The sequence below is a fragment of the Janibacter cremeus genome, assembly GCF_013409205.1.
Lineage (GTDB): Bacteria > Actinomycetota > Actinomycetes > Actinomycetales > Dermatophilaceae > Janibacter > Janibacter cremeus.
In genome coordinates this window covers 1,089,448-1,105,183 of record NZ_JACCAE010000001.1, presented here as the reverse complement: position 1 = coordinate 1,105,183, position 15,736 = coordinate 1,089,448, and the positions used below count along the sequence as shown (strand labels likewise).

Here is a 15,736-nt window from a genome sequence, read left to right as displayed (position 1 = left end):
ATCCGGGCGAGGGACAACCCGCCCGACCGGGCAGACACGACCGTAACGAGCGAGATGAGATAACGAGTGGCACAGGACGTCCTGACGGACCTGACCAAGGTCCGAAACATCGGCATCATGGCGCACATCGACGCCGGCAAGACGACGACGACTGAGCGCATCCTCTTCTACACCGGGGTCAACCACAAGCTCGGTGAGACCCACGACGGTGCCTCCACCACCGACTGGATGGAGCAGGAGAAGGAGCGCGGCATCACGATCACTTCCGCCGCGGTCACCTCCTTCTGGGACGACACCCAGATCAACATCATCGACACCCCCGGCCACGTCGACTTCACCGTCGAGGTGGAGCGCTCCCTGCGCGTCCTCGACGGCGCCGTCGCGGTCTTCGACGGCAAGGAGGGCGTCGAGCCCCAGTCCGAGACGGTCTGGCGTCAGGCGGACAAGTACGACGTCCCCCGCATCGCCTTCGTCAACAAGATGGACAAGCTCGGTGCCGACTTCTACTTCACCGTCGACACCATCAAGGACCGCCTCGGTGCGGAGCCGCTGGTCATGCAGCTGCCGATCGGCGCGGAGAGCGACTTCATCGGTGTCGTCGACCTGATCACCATGAAGGCCTTCGTGTGGGAGGGCGACGCCAAGGGCGATGTCAGCCTCGGCGCTGCCTACGAGATCCGCGAGATCCCCGAGGACCTGCAGGCCAGGGCCGAGGAGTACCGCAACCTCCTGGTCGAGCGGGTCGCCGAGTCCGACGACGAGCTCATGGAGAAGTACCTCGGTGGCGAGGAGCTGACCAACGAGGAGCTCAAGGCCGGCATCCGTGAGCTGACGGTCACCTCGCAGCTCTACCCGATCTTCTGTGGCTCCGCCTTCAAGAACCGCGGTGTCCAGCCGATCCTCGACGCCGTGCGCGACTACCTGCCGAGCCCGCTGGACGTCCCGCCGATGGAGGGCCACGCCCCCAACGACGAGGAGACCGCGGTCCTGCGCAAGCCGAGCACCGACGAGCCGTTCTCGGCGCTGGCCTTCAAGATCGCGGCGCACCCGTTCTTCGGCACGCTGACCTTCATCCGCGTCTACTCGGGCAAGATCGTCCCGGGTACGCAGATCATCAACTCCACCAAGGGCAAGAAGGAGCGCATCGGGAAGCTCTTCCAGATGCACGCCAACAAGGAGAACCCGGTCGAGGAGGCGATGGCGGGCCACATCTACGCCGTCATCGGTCTGAAGGAGGTCACCACCGGTGACACCCTCAGCGACGCCGCCAACCCGGTCATCCTCGAGTCGATGTCCTTCCCCGCGCCGGTCATCCAGGTGGCGATCGAGCCCAAGACCAAGGGTGACCAGGAGAAGCTGGGCAGCGCGATCCAGCGTCTCGTCGCCGAGGACCCGACCTTCCAGGTCTCCCTCGACGAGGAGACCGGACAGACGATCATCGCCGGCATGGGCGAGCTCCACCTCGACGTCTTCGTCGACCGGATGAAGCGCGAGTTCAAGGTCGAGGCGAACATCGGCAAGCCGCAGGTCGCCTACCGCGAGACCATCCGCAAGGTGGTCGAGAAGTTCGACTACACGCACAAGAAGCAGACCGGTGGGTCGGGCCAGTTCGCGAAGGTCCAGCTGACCTTCGAGCCGCTGGACACCACGGAGGACGGCGAGCTCTACGAGTTCAAGAACTCCGTCACCGGTGGTCGCATCCCGCGTGAGTTCATCCCGAGCGTCGACGCCGGTATCCAGGACGCCATGCAGTACGGCATCCTCGCCGGCTACCCGGTCGTGGGCGTCAAGGCGACGCTGCTCGACGGGCAGTTCCACGACGTCGACTCCTCGGAGATGGCGTTCAAGATCGCGGGTTCGATGGCCTTCAAGGAGGCCGCCCGCAAGGCTGATCCGGTCCTGATGGAGCCGATGATGCGCGTCGAGGTGCGTACGCCCGAGGACTACATGGGTGACGTCATCGGCGACATCAACTCGCGTCGCGGTCAGGTCCAGTCCATGGAGGACGTCAGTGGTGCGAAGGTCGTCACCGGCCTCGTCCCCCTGTCCGAGATGTTCGGTTACGTCGGTGACCTGAGGTCGAAGACCCAAGGCCGGGCGAACTACTCCATGGAGTTCGACTCGTACGCCGAGGTTCCCAAGAGCGTCGCCGAGGAGATCATCAAGAAGGTTCGTGGTGAGTGACCGGTAGTATTACCGGCAATTCATCCCGATAGCACGACCAATCGCAATCCACGCCACCCTGCCGGGCAAAGGCGTAACCAAGAAGAACGTCCTGAGGAGGACACACAGTGGCGAAGGCAAAGTTCGAGCGGAGCAAGCCGCACGTCAACATCGGCACCATCGGTCACATTGACCATGGCAAGACGACGCTGACGGCTGCGATTTCCAAGGTGCTCGCGGACAAGTACCCGGACCTGAACCAGGTCGCGGCGTTCGACAAGATCGACAACGCGCCCGAGGAGAAGCAGCGCGGGATCACGATCAACGTCTCGCACCAGGAGTACCAGACCGAGTCGCGCCACTACGCGCACGTCGACGCCCCTGGGCACGCTGACTACGTCAAGAACATGATCACCGGCGCGGCCCAGATGGACGGTGCGATCCTCGTGGTCGCGGCGACCGACGGGCCGATGCCGCAGACGAAGGAGCACGTCCTCCTGGCCCGCCAGGTCGGCGTCCCCTACATCGTGGTTGCGCTGAACAAGTGCGACATGGTCGACGACGAGGAGATCCTCGAGCTCGTCGAGATGGAGGTCCGCGAGCTGCTGTCCTCCTACGAGTTCCCCGGTGATGACGCACCCGTCGTCAAGGTCTCCGCGCTCAAGGCGCTCGAGGGTGACGACACGTGGGCAGACTCCATCATGGAGCTGATGAACACGGTCGACACCTACATCCCGACCCCGGACCGCGACCTCGACAAGCCGTTCATGATGCCGGTCGAGGACGTCTTCACGATCACCGGTCGTGGCACCGTCGTGACCGGCCGCATCGAGCGCGGCATCCTCAAGGTCAACGAGGAGGTCGAGATCGTCGGTATCCGCGAGCAGAAGACGACCACCACGGTCACGGGCATCGAGATGTTCCGCAAGCTCCTCGACGAGGGCCAGGCCGGTGAGAACGTCGGTCTGCTCCTGCGTGGTACCAAGCGCGAGGACGTCGAGCGCGGCCAGGTCGTCTGCAAGCCGGGCTCGATCACGCCGCACACCCAGTTCGAGGCGCAGGTCTACATCCTCTCGAAGGAGGAGGGCGGCCGTCACACGCCGTTCTATGACTCCTACCGTCCGCAGTTCTACTTCCGCACGACCGACGTCACCGGCGTCGTGACGCTGCCGGAGGGCACCGAGATGGTCATGCCGGGTGACAACACCGACATGACGGTCGACCTGATCCAGCCGGTCGCCATGGAAGAGGGCCTGCAGTTCAACATCCGCGAGGGTGGCCGTACCGTCGGCGCCGGTCGCGTCACCAAGATCCTCAAGTGATCTTGGGCTGACCCCGGTCAGCACACCGAAGGGCCCGCTTCCCCGTCAGGGGAGGCGGGCCCTTCGCCGTGCCCGGCGTCAGCCGCGGGCGGCGGCCGTCCACACGACCGGGTCGAGGAGCCAGCCATCCTCGACGAGAGCAGCCCGCAGGGCCGCACGGTCATGCGTGGGGCGGCCGAACGCCCGGTACCGGGCGCGACCCCGCTCGAGGTGGCTGCGCACGGTCTCGGTGCGCAGGGAGAGTACCCGGCCCAGATCGGCGGGGGAGTGCCCTCGGGCGGAGGCGAAGAGGCAGAGCACCTGCAGCTCCCGGTCGGTGAGCTCGGCCTGACCCGGGGCAGCGGGGGCGGTCCGCGCGTGCTCGGGGACGGTGCCGGAGGCCACCTGGCGGATCGTGCGGGCGGTCGCGACCAGTCCGTTGGTCGGCTCGATCCACGCGCCGGCACCCTGCGCTCCGCATCGTCGGGCGAAGGGGGACTCCCGCTCCGGTCCGAGGACGACGGCAACGGAGCCGAGTCGGTGCAGCGCCCGGATCTTCAGCGGGAGCGGCACGTGGTCGTCGAGGAGTGCGTGGAGCACGACGACATCGCCGGCGAAGTCCCACTCCCTGCGGAAGTCCGACCACGAGTGCACCGTGGTATCCACGCGCACCGGGGCCGGACCGCTGCGTAGCTCGTGACGCAGGGCTGTCGTCACCACGGGTGACGTGTGCACCAGGTCGACGCGCGGTGGGGTGGTCATCGGGCACGATATTCCCATGCCCCAGCCCTTTCCGCTCGCCGTCTGGTCCTCGTCCCCGCTGCACGCGGACTCACTGGTGACCGTCCTGCAGCAGGCGGGGGAGCGGGTCGGCGTCATCGTCGAGCCCAATGGTGCCGAGGGGGTCCTCGTGGCCACCGTCGAGACTCCCGGGCTGGGAGGCGTCCTCCGTCGTCGTTCCCGGGCGGGGCGGCAGACGATCGTCTGGGGCGGCACGCTGCCGGTGGGCCGGGTCGCGGCACTCCGGGACGCCGGAGCGAGCGCCTACGTGAGCGTGCTCGCTCTGCCGCGGGAGCTCATGGACGTGGTGCATCGGGTCCGGCAGGGCGAGGACGTGCCGTGGCCGGAGTCGGGGTCGGAGGCACTGACGGCTCGGGAGCGCGAGGCAGCACGTGCATACCTCGTCACGCAGGCGGGGTGCTCCAGGGCCGAGGTGGCGCATGGCCTTGGCATCAGCGAGCGGACGTTGAAGGTACACATCGGCCGGGTTCGGGACAAGACGGGTCACGTGGGGACCTCCACCAGGGAGGGACTGCGCCACGAATTGGACATGCGTGGGTGGCTCTGACTAGTCCTTTTGGGTGCATCCAATCGTGTGATGCTCAGGAAACCCTAGGGTAACTTTCGGCGGTTGGACAGGCAGCCGTCAGGGAGGAATCCCGCACCCGACGCGCCGTCGCGACCGAGCACGGCGACTGACGACCGCGCCTGTCCGCAGAAGGAACCGCCACGTGACCTCTGAGATCACCAGCCCGTCCCGCCGCTCCGTCGCGAAGGGTGCCGCCTGGGCCGTCCCGGCCGTCGCCGTCGCCGCAGCTGCCCCGTCCCTCGCCGCGTCGACCAACTACTGTGGCACGTCGCCCGGCTTCACCGTCGAGGCGGTTTGTCCCCCGATCGACATCGACGTGCTGGACGGAAACAGTGACTCGCTGTACTTCGAGATCACGAACAGCAGCAACGACTGCACGGTCGAGGCTGGTCAGACGTTCACCTTGGCGAGCACCAACTTCGTAGGCGCCACTGTCGAGGGTCTCAACGCCCTCCAGGTCGACGCAGTGGTCTTCGGTGACGACATGCAGACTGGCACCATCGGTAGGGACATCCCGCCGGGCGAGGCCGTTCGCGTGAACGTATTCCCCGTGGCTCAGCTCGACGTCAACGGGCAGGTCGCCGGCACGACCACGCTGACCATCGAGGGCATGCCGACGACGCAGGACTACACCCTGGTCGAGCTCGATGCGTTCGGGCTCGCCGGCCTCACCTTGGCCTTCTGTGGCGAACCCCAATTCATCCTCACCACGCTCCTCGAGAGCCTCGGTGAGGAGGTCCAAGAACTCCCCGCCGAGACAGTGGAACTCTTGGACGCCCTCTTGGGTGACGCCGGCCTCTCGCTGGACAACCTCCTGGAGGGGCTCGGGCTCGGGGGTATTCTTGGAGGGATCTTGGGCTGACCGGCCCTTCCAGACGTTGCGCCCGCTGTTCGATTCGGACGGCGGGCGCTCGCGTGTGCGCGGGGCGGGGGAGCCCCCTTCGCCGTAGGGTGAACTCGCACGCCGCACCCGAGCACGGAGGTCTGAGTCGACCATGGCCACCGAGGTCCCCACCCCCGAGACGGGGGGTGATGTCGTCGTCAGCTCCGAGCTGCCCGAGCGCGCACCCCTGCGCAAGCTGCCCCTGCGTCACTGGATCTTCGCGGGCAAGCGGGCGCTGAAGGAGTTCACCAGCGACGGGTGCACGGACCTCGCGGCGGCCCTGACCTATTTCTCGGTGCTCTCGATCTTCCCGGCGATGCTGGCCCTGGTCTCCATCCTCGGCGTGGTCGGCGAGCCGGAGCAGACGAAGAAGACCGTCCTGGACGTCATCGGACAGCTCACCCAGGGCAACGGCGGCAAGGCCATCGAGACGATCTCCGGCCCGTTGGATCAGATGGTCAACTCCTCGGCAGCCGGCATCGGTCTCGTCATCGGTCTCGGTGGTGCCCTGTGGACGGCCTCCGGGTACGTCGGCGCCTTCGGCCGTGCGCTGAACCGGGTGTACGGCGTGGCGGAGGGCCGTGGCTTCATCAAGTTGCGTCCCGCCCGGCTGGGCATCACGGCCGTGCTGCTGATTCTGGCGGCCTTCTCCGTGCTGGCCATCGCCGTCAGTGGCGACCTGGCCCGCGTCATCGGCGAGACCATCGGTCTCGGGGAGGCTGCGGTCACGGCGTGGAACCTCGCGAAGTGGCCCGTCCTGCTGCTCATCGCGATCTTCATGACCGGCCTGCTCTACTTCGCGACGCCGAACGTCAAGCGTCCCTTCCGCTGGCTCAGCCCGGGGGCTGCGCTGGCGATCATCGTGGCGATCATCGCCTCGATCGGCTTCTTCTTCTACGTCTCGAACTTCGCCTCCTACAACGCGACCTACGGCTCGCTGGCCGGCGTCATCATCTTCCTGTTGTGGCTGTGGATCCTCAACAACGTGCTGCTTTTCGGAGCGGAGTTCGACGCCGAGCTCGAGCGCTCCCGGCAGCTGCGCGTCGGGGAGGCGGCCGAGGGGGGCCTGGTCCTCCCGGTGCGTGACTCGACGAAGTCCGACGCAGCGGCCAAGAAGTACGAGGCCGACCTCGAGCAGGCCCGCTCGCTACGGATCAAGGGGCTGCACGACTACGGCAAGTCCGCGGCCGATCTGGCCGACGAGGAGATCCGCCGGGACTGAGGGCCCGAGGTGCGTCCCCGCCCCTCACTCAGGGGGTGCGAACCTCGATTTGGACTGCGGTCCCACGCTCTGGCACACTGTTCAGGTTGCTTGTTGAGCGGTGACGCCATGACCGGATTTGCCCTGGTCGCGGAGGTCGCCGACACCCCGATGACAACGCATCGAACCGCGTACTGCGTGGGGCGACACATCGGACGAGAGCAAGATCCGGTTCGACCGGGTCACTGACCAGACCGCACGACATGGCCCCAGGGCCCGTCGTCGGGCCGCGGAGCGGGTGCGACACACCCGACCGCGTGGGTCGGAGACCGGGTTGGCCCACACAGACCAGGCAAGACGGCGAGAGAGAGACGGAAGCACAGATGGCGGGACAGAAGATCCGCATCCGGTTGAAGTCGTATGACCACGAGGTCATCGACAACTCGGCGCGAAAGATCGTCGACACCGTGACCCGTGCCGGCGCGACGGTTATCGGCCCCGTGCCGCTGCCGACGGAGAAGAACGTGTTCTGCGTCATCCGGTCGCCGCACAAGTACAAGGACAGCCGCGAGCACTTCGAGATGCGCACCCACAAGCGCCTCATCGACATCATCGACCCGACGCCCAAGGCCGTCGACTCGCTGATGCGTCTCGACCTCCCGGCTGACGTCAACATCGAGATCAAGCTCTGATCCGGGAGAGACGAGACATGACCACCACCATGACCAAGACCGTCAAGGGCGTCCTCGGCGAGAAGCTCGGCATGACGCAGGTCTGGGACGAGGAGAACCGCCTCGTCCCCGTGACCGTCGTCCAGGCCGGGCCCTGCGTCGTCACCCAGATCCGCACGACCGAGACCGACGGCTACGAGGCCGTCCAGCTCGCCTACGGCGCGATCGACCCCCGCAAGGTCAACCAGCCCACCAGCGGTCACTTCGCCAAGGCCGGTGCCACCCCGCGCCGTCACCTCGTCGAGCTGCGCACGAGCGACGCCTCCGAGTACACCCTCGGCCAGGAAGTCACCGTCGAGCTCTTCGAGGCCGGCCAGGAGATCGACATCACCGGCACGACCAAGGGCAAGGGCTTCGCGGGCGTCATGAAGCGCCACGGGTTCGCCGGTGTCAGCGCCTCCCACGGTGCGCACCGCAACCACCGCAAGCCCGGCTCGATCGGTGGCTGCGCCACCCCGGGTCGCGTCTTCAAGGGGAAGCACATGGCCGGCCGCATGGGCGGCGAGCGCCAGACCACCCAGAACCTCACGATCCACGCGATCGACGCCGACAAGGGCCTCCTGCTCATCAAGGGCGCCGTCCCCGGCGCCCGCGGTGGCATCGTCCTCGTCCGCGCCTCAGCGAAGGGAGCCTGACGTGCCGACCATCGACATCATCAGCCCGCAGGGCTCTGCCTCCGGCACCGTCGAGCTGCCCGCCGAGGTCTTCGACGTGGAGGTCAACGTCCCGTTGATCCACCAGGTCGTCGTCGCCCAGCAGGCCGCTGCCCGTCGGGGCACGCACAAGACCAAGACCCGCGCCGAGGTCCGCGGCGGTGGCATCAAGCCATACCGCCAGAAGGGGACCGGCCGCGCCCGTCAGGGGTCGATCCGTGCGCCGCAGTTCGCCGGTGGTGGCACCGTCCACGGCCCGCAGCCGCGTGACTACGGTCAGCGCACCCCCAAGAAGATGAAGGCCGCCGCCCTGCGCGGAGCCCTCTCGGACCGGGCGCGCCACGGCCGCATCCACGTCCTCAGCACGCTGGTCGAGGGCGACACCCCGTCGACGAAGGGCGTCACGTCCGTCCTCGGCGGTCTCACCGAGCGCAAGAACCTGCTCGTCGTGATCGAGCGCGGCAACGAGACCGCGTGGAAGTCGGTGCGCAACCTCGCCGACGTCCACGTCATCTTCGTCGACCAGCTCAACACCTACGACGTGCTCTGCGCCGACGACATCGTCTTCACCCAGACGGCGCTCGAGGGCTTCCTCGCGCCCAAGACAGAGGGGACTGCCAAGTGAGCCAGATCAGTTCTGCGTCCCAGACCAAGGACCCGCGCGACATCCTCATCCGTCCCGTGGTGTCCGAGAAGTCCTACGGCCTGCTCGACGACGGGAAGTACACCTTCATCGTCGACCCGCGGGCGAACAAGACGGAGATCAAGATCGCCGTCGAGCAGATCTTCGACGTCAAGGTCGACTCCGTGCACACCATGAACCGAGTCGGCAAGGCCCGACGCACGCGGTTCGGCACCGGTAAGCGCAAGGACACGAAGCGCGCGATCGTCACCCTCCGCGAGGGCACGATCGACATCTTCGGCGGCCAGGGCTGACGGAGAGGACAAGGAAGAACCAAATGGGTATCCGCAAGTACAAGCCGACCACTCCCGGTCGCCGCGCCAGCTCCGTCGCAGACTTCGTCGAGGTCACGCGTGAGACGCCGGAGAAGTCGCTGGTCCGTCCGCTGAGCAAGTCCGGTGGCCGCAACGCCTCCGGTCGCATCACCAGCCGTCACATCGGTGGTGGCCACAAGCGTGCCTACCGCGTCATCGACTTCCGTCGCCACGACAAGGACGGCGTCCCCGCGAAGGTCGCGCACATCGAGTACGACCCGAACCGCACCGCCCGCATCGCGCTGCTGCACTACGCCGACGGGGAGAAGCGCTACATCCTGGCGCCGAACAAGCTCGGTCAGGGTTCGGCCGTCGAGAACGGCCCCGCCGCTGACATCAAGGTCGGCAACAACCTGCCGCTGCGCAACATCCCGAACGGTACGACCATCCACGCGGTCGAGCTGCGTCCGGGAGGCGGCGCCAAGCTGGCCCGCTCCGCCGGCGTCAGCATCCAGCTGCTGGCCAAGGAGGGACAGCTCGCGACGCTGCGCATGCCCTCCGGTGAGGTCCGCCGCGTCGACGCGCGCTGCCGCGCCACGATCGGTCAGGTCGGCAATGCCGAGCAGACCAACATCCGTTGGGGCAAGGCCGGCCGCATGCGGTGGAAGGGCAAGCGCCCCACCGTCCGCGGTGTCGTGATGAACCCGGTCGACCACCCGCACGGTGGTGGCGAGGGCCGCACATCCGGCGGTCGTCACCCCGTCTCGCCCTGGGGCCAGCCCGAGGGTCGTACCCGGCGTCCCGGCAAGGCGAGCGACAAGCTCATCGTCCGTCGCCGCCGCACCGGCAAGAAGCGCTGATAGGAGCATTGGGACATGCCTCGTAGTTTGAAGAAGGGCCCCTTCATCGACGACCACCTCCAGAAGAAGGTGGACGCTCAGAACGAAGCGGGCAGCAAGAACGTCATCAAGACCTGGTCGCGTCGTTCGGTGATCTCGCCGGACATGCTCGGCCACACTCTCGCCGTGCACGACGGCCGCAAGCACGTCCCGGTGTTCGTCACCGAGGCGATGGTCGGCCACAAGCTCGGTGAGTTCGCCCCGACCCGCACCTTCCGCGGCCACGTGAAGGACGACAAGAAGGGACGTCGTCGCTGATGCCTGCCACCGAGACCACCGAGCAGGAGGCACTGGTCGCCCGGGCCTCCGCACGCCACGTGCGCATCACGCCGATGAAGGCGCGCCGCGTCGTCGACCTGATCCGCGGGAAGGACACCCGGACCGCGATCGCCACGCTCCAGTTCGCCCCCCAGGGTGCGGCCGAGCAGACCCTGAAGGTGCTGCAGAGCGCGATCGCCAACCTGCGCGTCAAGGCCGACGAGGTGGGGGAGCCGTTCGACGAGCGCAACCTCATCATCACCTCGGCCTACGTCGACGAGGGTCCGACGATGAAGCGTTTCCGTCCGCGGGCCCAGGGCCGCGCCGGCCGGATCAACAAGCGCACCAGCCACATCACCGTGCTCGTGACGAGCAAGCCTGAGAAGGCCGCGAAGGGAGGGGCCCGCTGATGGGTCAGAAGATCAACCCGCACGGCTTCCGTCTGGGCATCACCAACGACCACAAGAGCCGCTGGTTCGCCGACTCCAGCAAGGAGGGTCAGCGTTACCGCGACTACGTCAAGGAGGACGTGGCGATCCGCAAGCTCCTGTCCACGGGCATGGAGCGCGCCGGGATCGCCCGCGTCGAGATCGAGCGCACCCGGGACCGCGTGCGGGTGGACATCCACACCGCGCGTCCGGGCATCGTCATCGGTCGCCGTGGCGCCGAGGCGGACCGCATCCGCGGTGAGCTCGAGAAGCTCACCGGCAAGCAGGTCCAGCTGAACATCCTCGAGGTGAAGAACCCCGAGATCGAGGCCCAGCTCGTCGCCCAGGGCATCGCCGAGCAGCTCGCTGCTCGCGTCACCTTCCGTCGCGCCATGCGCAAGGGGATGCAGTCCTCCCTTCGCGCCGGCGCCAAGGGCATCCGGATCCAGTGCTCCGGTCGCCTCGGTGGTGCCGAGATGTCCCGCTCCGAGTTCTACCGCGAGGGCCGCGTGCCGCTGCACACCCTCCGCGCGAACATCGACTACGGCTTCTACGAGGCCCGCACGACCTTCGGCCGCATCGGCGTCAAGGTCTGGATCTACAAGGGCGACATGACCGAGAAGGAGTTCGCGGCCCAGCAGGCGTCCGCTGCTCCCCGTGGTCGTGGCCCGCGTCGCGACCGCGACGACCGTCCCGCCCGCGCCCGGCGTGGTGGCGACCGCAGCAAGGACGCGCCGGCCCAGGCCGCCGCTCCGGCTGAGGCACCCGCCGCCGAGGCTCCGGCCAAGACCGAGGGAGAGTCCTGAGATGTTGATCCCCCGACGGGTCAAGCACCGCAAGCAGCACCACCCGAAGCGCTCGGGCATGTCGAAGGGCGGCACCGCCGTCTCCTTCGGTGACTACGGCCTCCAGGCGCTGGACCCGGCCTACGTCACGAACCGTCAGATCGAGGCGGCTCGTATTGCCATGACGCGTTACATGAAGCGTGGCGGCAAGGTCTGGATCAACATCTACCCAGACCGTCCGCTGACCAAGAAGCCGGCTGAGACCCGCATGGGTTCCGGTAAGGGCTCCCCCGAGTGGTGGGTGGCCAACGTCAAGCCGGGCCGGATCATGTTCGAGATCTCCGGTGTCGACGAGGACGTTGCGCGCGAGGCGATGCGCCTGGCGATGCACAAGTTGCCGATGAAGTGCCGCTTCGTCGCGCGTGAGGGTGGTGACAACTGATGGCAGTCGGATCGAAGGACCTGACCCCGGCGGACCTGCGTGAGCTGACCGATGACCGTCTGGTCGACGAGCTGCGCAAGGGCAAGGAGGAGCTGTTCAACCTCCGCTTCCAGTCGGCGACCGGCCAGCTGGACAACCACGGGCGGCTGCGTGCGGTCCGCAAGGACATCGCCCGGATCTACACCGAGATGCGCGAGCGGGAGCTGGGAATTGGAACCAGTATCGGTTCCACCTCGACGGGTTCCGGTGAGGCGAAGTGAGCGAGAACGTGAAGGAAGACACCGTGACCACCCGTAACGACCGCAAGACGCGGCGCGGATACGTCGTCAGCGACAAGATGGACAAGACCGTCGTCGTCGAGGTCGAGGACCGCGTCAAGCACGCCCTGTACGGCAAGGTCATGCGCCGGACCGAGAAGGTCAAGGCGCACGACGAGCAGAACACCGCCGGCATCGGCGACCACGTGCTCATCATGGAGACCCGGCCGCTGTCGGCCAGCAAGCGCTGGCGTCTGGTCGAGATCCTGGAGAAGGCCAAGTAAATCCACGTTCGGGGGGCTCCCGGTCGCTGAGCGACCTACACCCCCCGAATTTCCCCTGAACGCCCGCTTGGCCCAGTGCCGTAGCGAGAACCAGGGGCCACAGACCGAAAGTCCAGTTCGGCAAGGCTCCACCCGGGCGCGCTCGGGCAGGAGAACCAGCACGACGACAGGAGTGAGAAGTGATCCAGCAGGAGTCGCGACTGCGCGTCGCCGACAACACCGGTGCCAAGGAGATCTTGTGCATCCGCGTGCTCGGTGGCTCCGGCCGCCGGTACGCCGGCGTCGGCGACACCATCGTCGCCACCGTCAAGGACGCCATCCCGGGCGGCAACGTCAAGAAGGGCGACATCGTCAAGGCGGTCATCGTCCGCACGACCAAGGAGAGCCGCCGCGTCGACGGTTCGTACATCAAGTTCGACGAGAACGCTGCCGTCATCCTCAAGGCTGATGGCGAGCCGCGCGGGACGCGCATCTTCGGGCCGGTCGGTCGCGAGCTTCGCGACAAGAAGTTCATGAAGATCGTCTCGCTCGCACCGGAGGTGATCTGACCCATGAGCAAGCTCAAGATCAAGAAGGGCGACCTCGTCCAGGTCCTGTCCGGCAAGGACAAGGGTCTTCAGGGCAAGGTCATCTCGGTCAACACCGAGACCCAGCGCGTCGTGGTCGAGGGTGTCCAGCGGGTCACCCGCCACACCAAGGCCGGCATGGGCGGCCAGGCCGGTGGCCTGGTCGTCACCGAGGCGCCGATCCACGTGAGCAACGTGGCCATCGTCGACCCCGAGGACAACAAGCCGACCCGCGTCAAGACCCGCGTCGAGTCCGTCGAGCGCGACGGGCGCACCAAGGCGAGCCGCACCCGCGTCGCGGTGCGCTCGGGCAAGGACCTCTGAGATGACTGACACCATGACCAGCACCACGATCCCGCGACTGAAGACCAAGTACGCCGAGACGGTCGTCTCCTCGCTGGAGGAGCAGTTCGGCTACACCAACCCGATGCAGGTTCCCCGCGTCGTCAAGGTCGTCGTGAACATGGGCGTCGGTGACGCCGCCAAGGACAGCAAGCTGATCGAGGGCGCCATCCGCGACCTGACCGCCATCACCGGTCAGAAGCCGCAGGTGACCAAGGCCCGCAAGTCCATCGCGCAGTTCAAGCTGCGTGAGGGCATGCCGATCGGTACGCACACCACCCTGCGTGGCGCGCGCATGTGGGAGTTCCTCGACCGGCTCACGTCGGTCGCGCTGCCCCGCATCCGTGACTTCCGTGGCCTGAACCCCAAGCAGTTCGACGGCAACGGCAACTACACCTTCGGTCTGACCGAGCAGTCGATGTTCCACGAGATCAACCAGGACAAGATCGACCGCGTCCGCGGCATGGACATCACCGTGGTCACGACCGCGACGAATGACGACGAGGGCCGCGCGCTGCTGAAGGCGCTGGGCTTCCCCTTCAAGGAGAACTGAGATGGCCAAGACCGCCCTGATCAACAAGGCGAACAAGAAGCCGAAGTTCAAGGTCCGCGGGTACACCCGGTGCCAGCGCTGCGGCCGGCCGCACTCGGTCTACCGCAAGTTCGGCCTGTGCCGCGTGTGCCTTCGCGACATGGCGCACCGCGGTGAGCTTCCCGGCGTGACCAAGTCCAGCTGGTAATCGTTCGCCCGGGGGGCTCCGCTCCCCACGGACCCCCACAAACCCGCGTGGTGGCCTCTCCCGAGGCACCACATCCAAGAACTCCTACATCGAAGGTCGCCCCGTCCAGGGGTGAAACCGCGATGAGAGAGGGCAGGCAGAGCCCATGACCATGACCGACCCGATTGCGGACATGTTGACCCGCGTGCGGAACGCCAACTCGGCGCACCACGACGAGGTCTCCATGCCGTACTCCAAGCTGAAGTCGCACATCGCGGAGATCCTCCAGGCGGAGGGTTTCATCGCGGGGTGGACCGTTGAGGAGGCCACCGTCGGAAAGACGCTGGAGATCTCCCTCAAGTACGGTCCGAACCGTGAGCGTTCCATCGCGGGGGTGCGCCGGGTGTCCAAGCCCGGTCTGCGCGTCTACGCGAAGTCCACCAACCTGCCGAAGGTTCTCGGCGGCCTGGGCGTGGCGCTCATCTCCACGTCATCCGGCCTCCTGACCGACAAGCAGGCCGCAACCAAGGGTGTGGGCGGGGAAGTCCTCGCCTACGTCTGGTAGGGGGAAGCAGACATGTCGCGTATTGGACGACTCCCGGTCGCCATCCCCAGCGGTGTCGACGTCACCATCGATGGCCAGACCGTCACGGTCAAGGGCCCCAAGGGTGAGCTGCGCACGAGCGTGACCGAGCCGATCACGGTCGCCCAGACCGAGGACGGTGTCGAGGTCTCCCGCCCCGACGACGAGCGCGAGTCGCGTTCGCTCCACGGGCTCTCCCGCAGCCTCATCAACAACATGGTCGTCGGTGTCACCGAGGGCTACGAGAAGAAGCTCGAGATCCATGGCACCGGTTACCGCGTGCAGGACAAGGGCGGCTCCCTGGAGTTCGCGCTCGGGTTCAGCCACCCGGTCGTCGTCGAGGCGCCCGAGGGGATCAGCTTCACTGTCGAGAACCCGACCCACCTCGCCGTGCAGGGCATCGACAAGCAGCTCGTCGGTGAGACCGCTGCCAACATCCGCAAGCTCCGCCGCCCCGACCCGTACAAGGGCAAGGGTGTTCGGTACGAGGGCGAGCAGATCCGTCGCAAGGTCGGAAAGGCTGGTAAGTAAGCCATGGCAATGATCGTCAAGCGAGCCAAGGGCAAGAGCGCCGCTCGTGGTCGTCGCCACCTGCGCGTGCGCAAGAAGGTCACCGGCACTGCGGTACGTCCGCGTCTGGTGGTCAACCGCAGCAGCCGCCACGTCTTCGTCCAGGTGGTCGACGACACGGTCGGCAAGACCGTCGCGTCCGCGTCGACCATGGAGGCCGACGTGCGTGCACTGGACGGTGACAAGACCGCGCGGGCCAAGAAGGTCGGCGAGCTCGTGGCCGAGCGGGCACAGTCCGCCGGCATCGAGGCCGTCGTCTTCGATCGCGGCGGCAACCGGTACCACGGACGCGTCGCCGCGATCGCCGATGGTGCCCGCGAAGGGGGTCTGGCGCTGTGATGCAGACCCAGAACGTCGAGAAGAGGA

At 67.0% G+C, this 15,736-nt stretch carries 24 protein-coding genes; 23 read left to right on the top strand and 1 reads right to left on the bottom strand.

Annotation, left to right across the window (positions count from 1 at the left end):
* The first annotated feature begins 66 nt into the window (after positions 1–66).
* A complete protein-coding gene (gene fusA, locus BJY20_RS05150) occupies positions 67–2,184 on the top strand; it encodes an elongation factor G (RefSeq protein ID WP_185990542.1) in 2,118 nt (705 codons plus the stop codon).
* A 107-nt stretch (positions 2,185–2,291) separates the two neighbouring features.
* Positions 2,292–3,485, top strand: coding sequence for an elongation factor Tu (gene tuf, locus BJY20_RS05145; RefSeq protein WP_185990541.1), 1,194 nt, complete (start codon positions 2,292–2,294; stop codon positions 3,483–3,485).
* A gap of 78 nt (positions 3,486–3,563) precedes the next feature.
* On the opposite strand, the gene BJY20_RS05140 is transcribed toward tuf, so the two are convergent.
* On the bottom strand, positions 3,564–4,226 hold the full coding sequence (locus BJY20_RS05140) for a helix-turn-helix transcriptional regulator (protein WP_185990540.1): 663 nt from the start codon (positions 4,224–4,226) through the stop codon (positions 3,564–3,566).
* A gap of 16 nt (positions 4,227–4,242) precedes the next feature.
* Here BJY20_RS05140 and BJY20_RS05135 point away from each other — a divergent pair, with 16 nt between their 5' ends.
* The 21 genes from BJY20_RS05135 to rplR all read left to right on the top strand — a co-directional run bounded on the left by BJY20_RS05135 (position 4,243) and on the right by rplR (position 15,709).
* Positions 4,243–4,812: a LuxR C-terminal-related transcriptional regulator gene (locus BJY20_RS05135; protein WP_185990539.1), complete on the top strand. Its 570-nt coding sequence runs from the start codon at positions 4,243–4,245 to the stop codon at positions 4,810–4,812.
* Positions 4,813–4,975: 163 nt separating this feature from the next.
* Positions 4,976–5,695: a hypothetical protein gene (locus BJY20_RS05130; protein ID WP_185990538.1), complete on the top strand. Its 720-nt coding sequence runs from the start codon at positions 4,976–4,978 to the stop codon at positions 5,693–5,695.
* 133 nt (positions 5,696–5,828) lie between these two features.
* The gene (locus BJY20_RS05125; protein WP_185990537.1) at positions 5,829–6,938 is read left to right on the top strand and encodes a YihY/virulence factor BrkB family protein; all 1,110 of its coding nucleotides are present in this window, start codon (positions 5,829–5,831) and stop codon (positions 6,936–6,938) included.
* Between the two features lie 362 nt (positions 6,939–7,300).
* The gene (rpsJ, locus tag BJY20_RS05120) at positions 7,301–7,609 is read left to right on the top strand and encodes a 30S ribosomal protein S10 (RefSeq protein WP_185990536.1); all 309 of its coding nucleotides are present in this window, start codon (positions 7,301–7,303) and stop codon (positions 7,607–7,609) included.
* A 17-nt stretch (positions 7,610–7,626) separates the two neighbouring features.
* Positions 7,627–8,283 (top strand): 50S ribosomal protein L3, encoded by a 657-nt coding sequence (gene rplC / locus BJY20_RS05115; RefSeq protein WP_185990535.1) that lies wholly within the window; start codon positions 7,627–7,629, stop codon positions 8,281–8,283.
* Between the two features lies 1 nt (position 8,284).
* Complete coding sequence (rplD, locus tag BJY20_RS05110) at positions 8,285–8,926, top strand: 50S ribosomal protein L4 (protein ID WP_185990534.1); 642 nt, start codon at positions 8,285–8,287, stop codon at positions 8,924–8,926.
* Positions 8,923–9,237, top strand: a complete 315-nt coding sequence (gene rplW, locus BJY20_RS05105; protein WP_422389000.1) for a 50S ribosomal protein L23 — start codon at positions 8,923–8,925, stop codon at positions 9,235–9,237. The genes rplD and rplW overlap by 4 nt, the downstream gene beginning before the upstream one ends.
* Positions 9,238–9,260: 23 nt before the next feature.
* Entirely contained in the window at positions 9,261–10,097 is an 837-nt protein-coding gene (gene rplB, locus BJY20_RS05100; RefSeq protein WP_185990533.1) for a 50S ribosomal protein L2, read from the top strand.
* Between the two features lie 15 nt (positions 10,098–10,112).
* Entirely contained in the window at positions 10,113–10,394 is a 282-nt protein-coding gene (rpsS, locus tag BJY20_RS05095) for a 30S ribosomal protein S19 (RefSeq protein ID WP_166099941.1), read from the top strand.
* A gap of 32 nt (positions 10,395–10,426) precedes the next feature.
* Positions 10,427–10,804, top strand: a complete 378-nt coding sequence (gene rplV / locus BJY20_RS05090; protein ID WP_185992473.1) for a 50S ribosomal protein L22 — start codon at positions 10,427–10,429, stop codon at positions 10,802–10,804.
* Positions 10,804–11,628, top strand: coding sequence for a 30S ribosomal protein S3 (gene rpsC, locus BJY20_RS05085; protein WP_185990532.1), 825 nt, complete (start codon positions 10,804–10,806; stop codon positions 11,626–11,628). Before rplV ends, rpsC begins: the two co-directional genes overlap by 1 nt.
* Before the next feature lies 1 nt (position 11,629).
* Positions 11,630–12,049: a 50S ribosomal protein L16 gene (gene rplP, locus BJY20_RS05080; protein WP_185990531.1), complete on the top strand. Its 420-nt coding sequence runs from the start codon at positions 11,630–11,632 to the stop codon at positions 12,047–12,049.
* A complete protein-coding gene (gene rpmC / locus BJY20_RS05075) occupies positions 12,049–12,309 on the top strand; it encodes a 50S ribosomal protein L29 (RefSeq protein WP_281366019.1) in 261 nt (86 codons plus the stop codon). The genes rplP and rpmC overlap by 1 nt, the downstream gene beginning before the upstream one ends.
* Before the next feature lie 23 nt (positions 12,310–12,332).
* The gene (rpsQ, locus tag BJY20_RS05070; protein WP_185990530.1) at positions 12,333–12,590 is read left to right on the top strand and encodes a 30S ribosomal protein S17; all 258 of its coding nucleotides are present in this window, start codon (positions 12,333–12,335) and stop codon (positions 12,588–12,590) included.
* Between the two features lie 179 nt (positions 12,591–12,769).
* A complete protein-coding gene (gene rplN, locus BJY20_RS05065) occupies positions 12,770–13,138 on the top strand; it encodes a 50S ribosomal protein L14 (RefSeq protein ID WP_185990529.1) in 369 nt (122 codons plus the stop codon).
* A 3-nt stretch (positions 13,139–13,141) separates the two neighbouring features.
* On the top strand, positions 13,142–13,480 hold the full coding sequence (gene rplX, locus BJY20_RS05060) for a 50S ribosomal protein L24 (protein ID WP_185990528.1): 339 nt from the start codon (positions 13,142–13,144) through the stop codon (positions 13,478–13,480).
* A 1-nt stretch (position 13,481) separates the two neighbouring features.
* On the top strand, positions 13,482–14,051 hold the full coding sequence (gene rplE / locus BJY20_RS05055; protein ID WP_221935249.1) for a 50S ribosomal protein L5: 570 nt from the start codon (positions 13,482–13,484) through the stop codon (positions 14,049–14,051).
* A gap of 1 nt (position 14,052) precedes the next feature.
* A complete protein-coding gene (locus tag BJY20_RS05050) occupies positions 14,053–14,238 on the top strand; it encodes a type Z 30S ribosomal protein S14 (RefSeq protein ID WP_068249681.1) in 186 nt (61 codons plus the stop codon).
* Between the two features lie 145 nt (positions 14,239–14,383).
* Positions 14,384–14,782 carry a 30S ribosomal protein S8 gene (gene rpsH / locus BJY20_RS05045; RefSeq protein WP_185990527.1) on the top strand — a complete coding sequence of 133 codons (399 nt, stop codon included), beginning with the start codon at positions 14,384–14,386 and terminating at the stop codon, positions 14,780–14,782.
* 12 nt (positions 14,783–14,794) lie between these two features.
* Positions 14,795–15,331 carry a 50S ribosomal protein L6 gene (rplF, locus tag BJY20_RS05040; RefSeq protein WP_185990526.1) on the top strand — a complete coding sequence of 179 codons (537 nt, stop codon included), beginning with the start codon at positions 14,795–14,797 and terminating at the stop codon, positions 15,329–15,331.
* Positions 15,332–15,334: 3 nt separating this feature from the next.
* A complete protein-coding gene (gene rplR / locus BJY20_RS05035) occupies positions 15,335–15,709 on the top strand; it encodes a 50S ribosomal protein L18 (protein ID WP_281366018.1) in 375 nt (124 codons plus the stop codon).
* Positions 15,710–15,736: the final 27 nt, after the last annotated feature.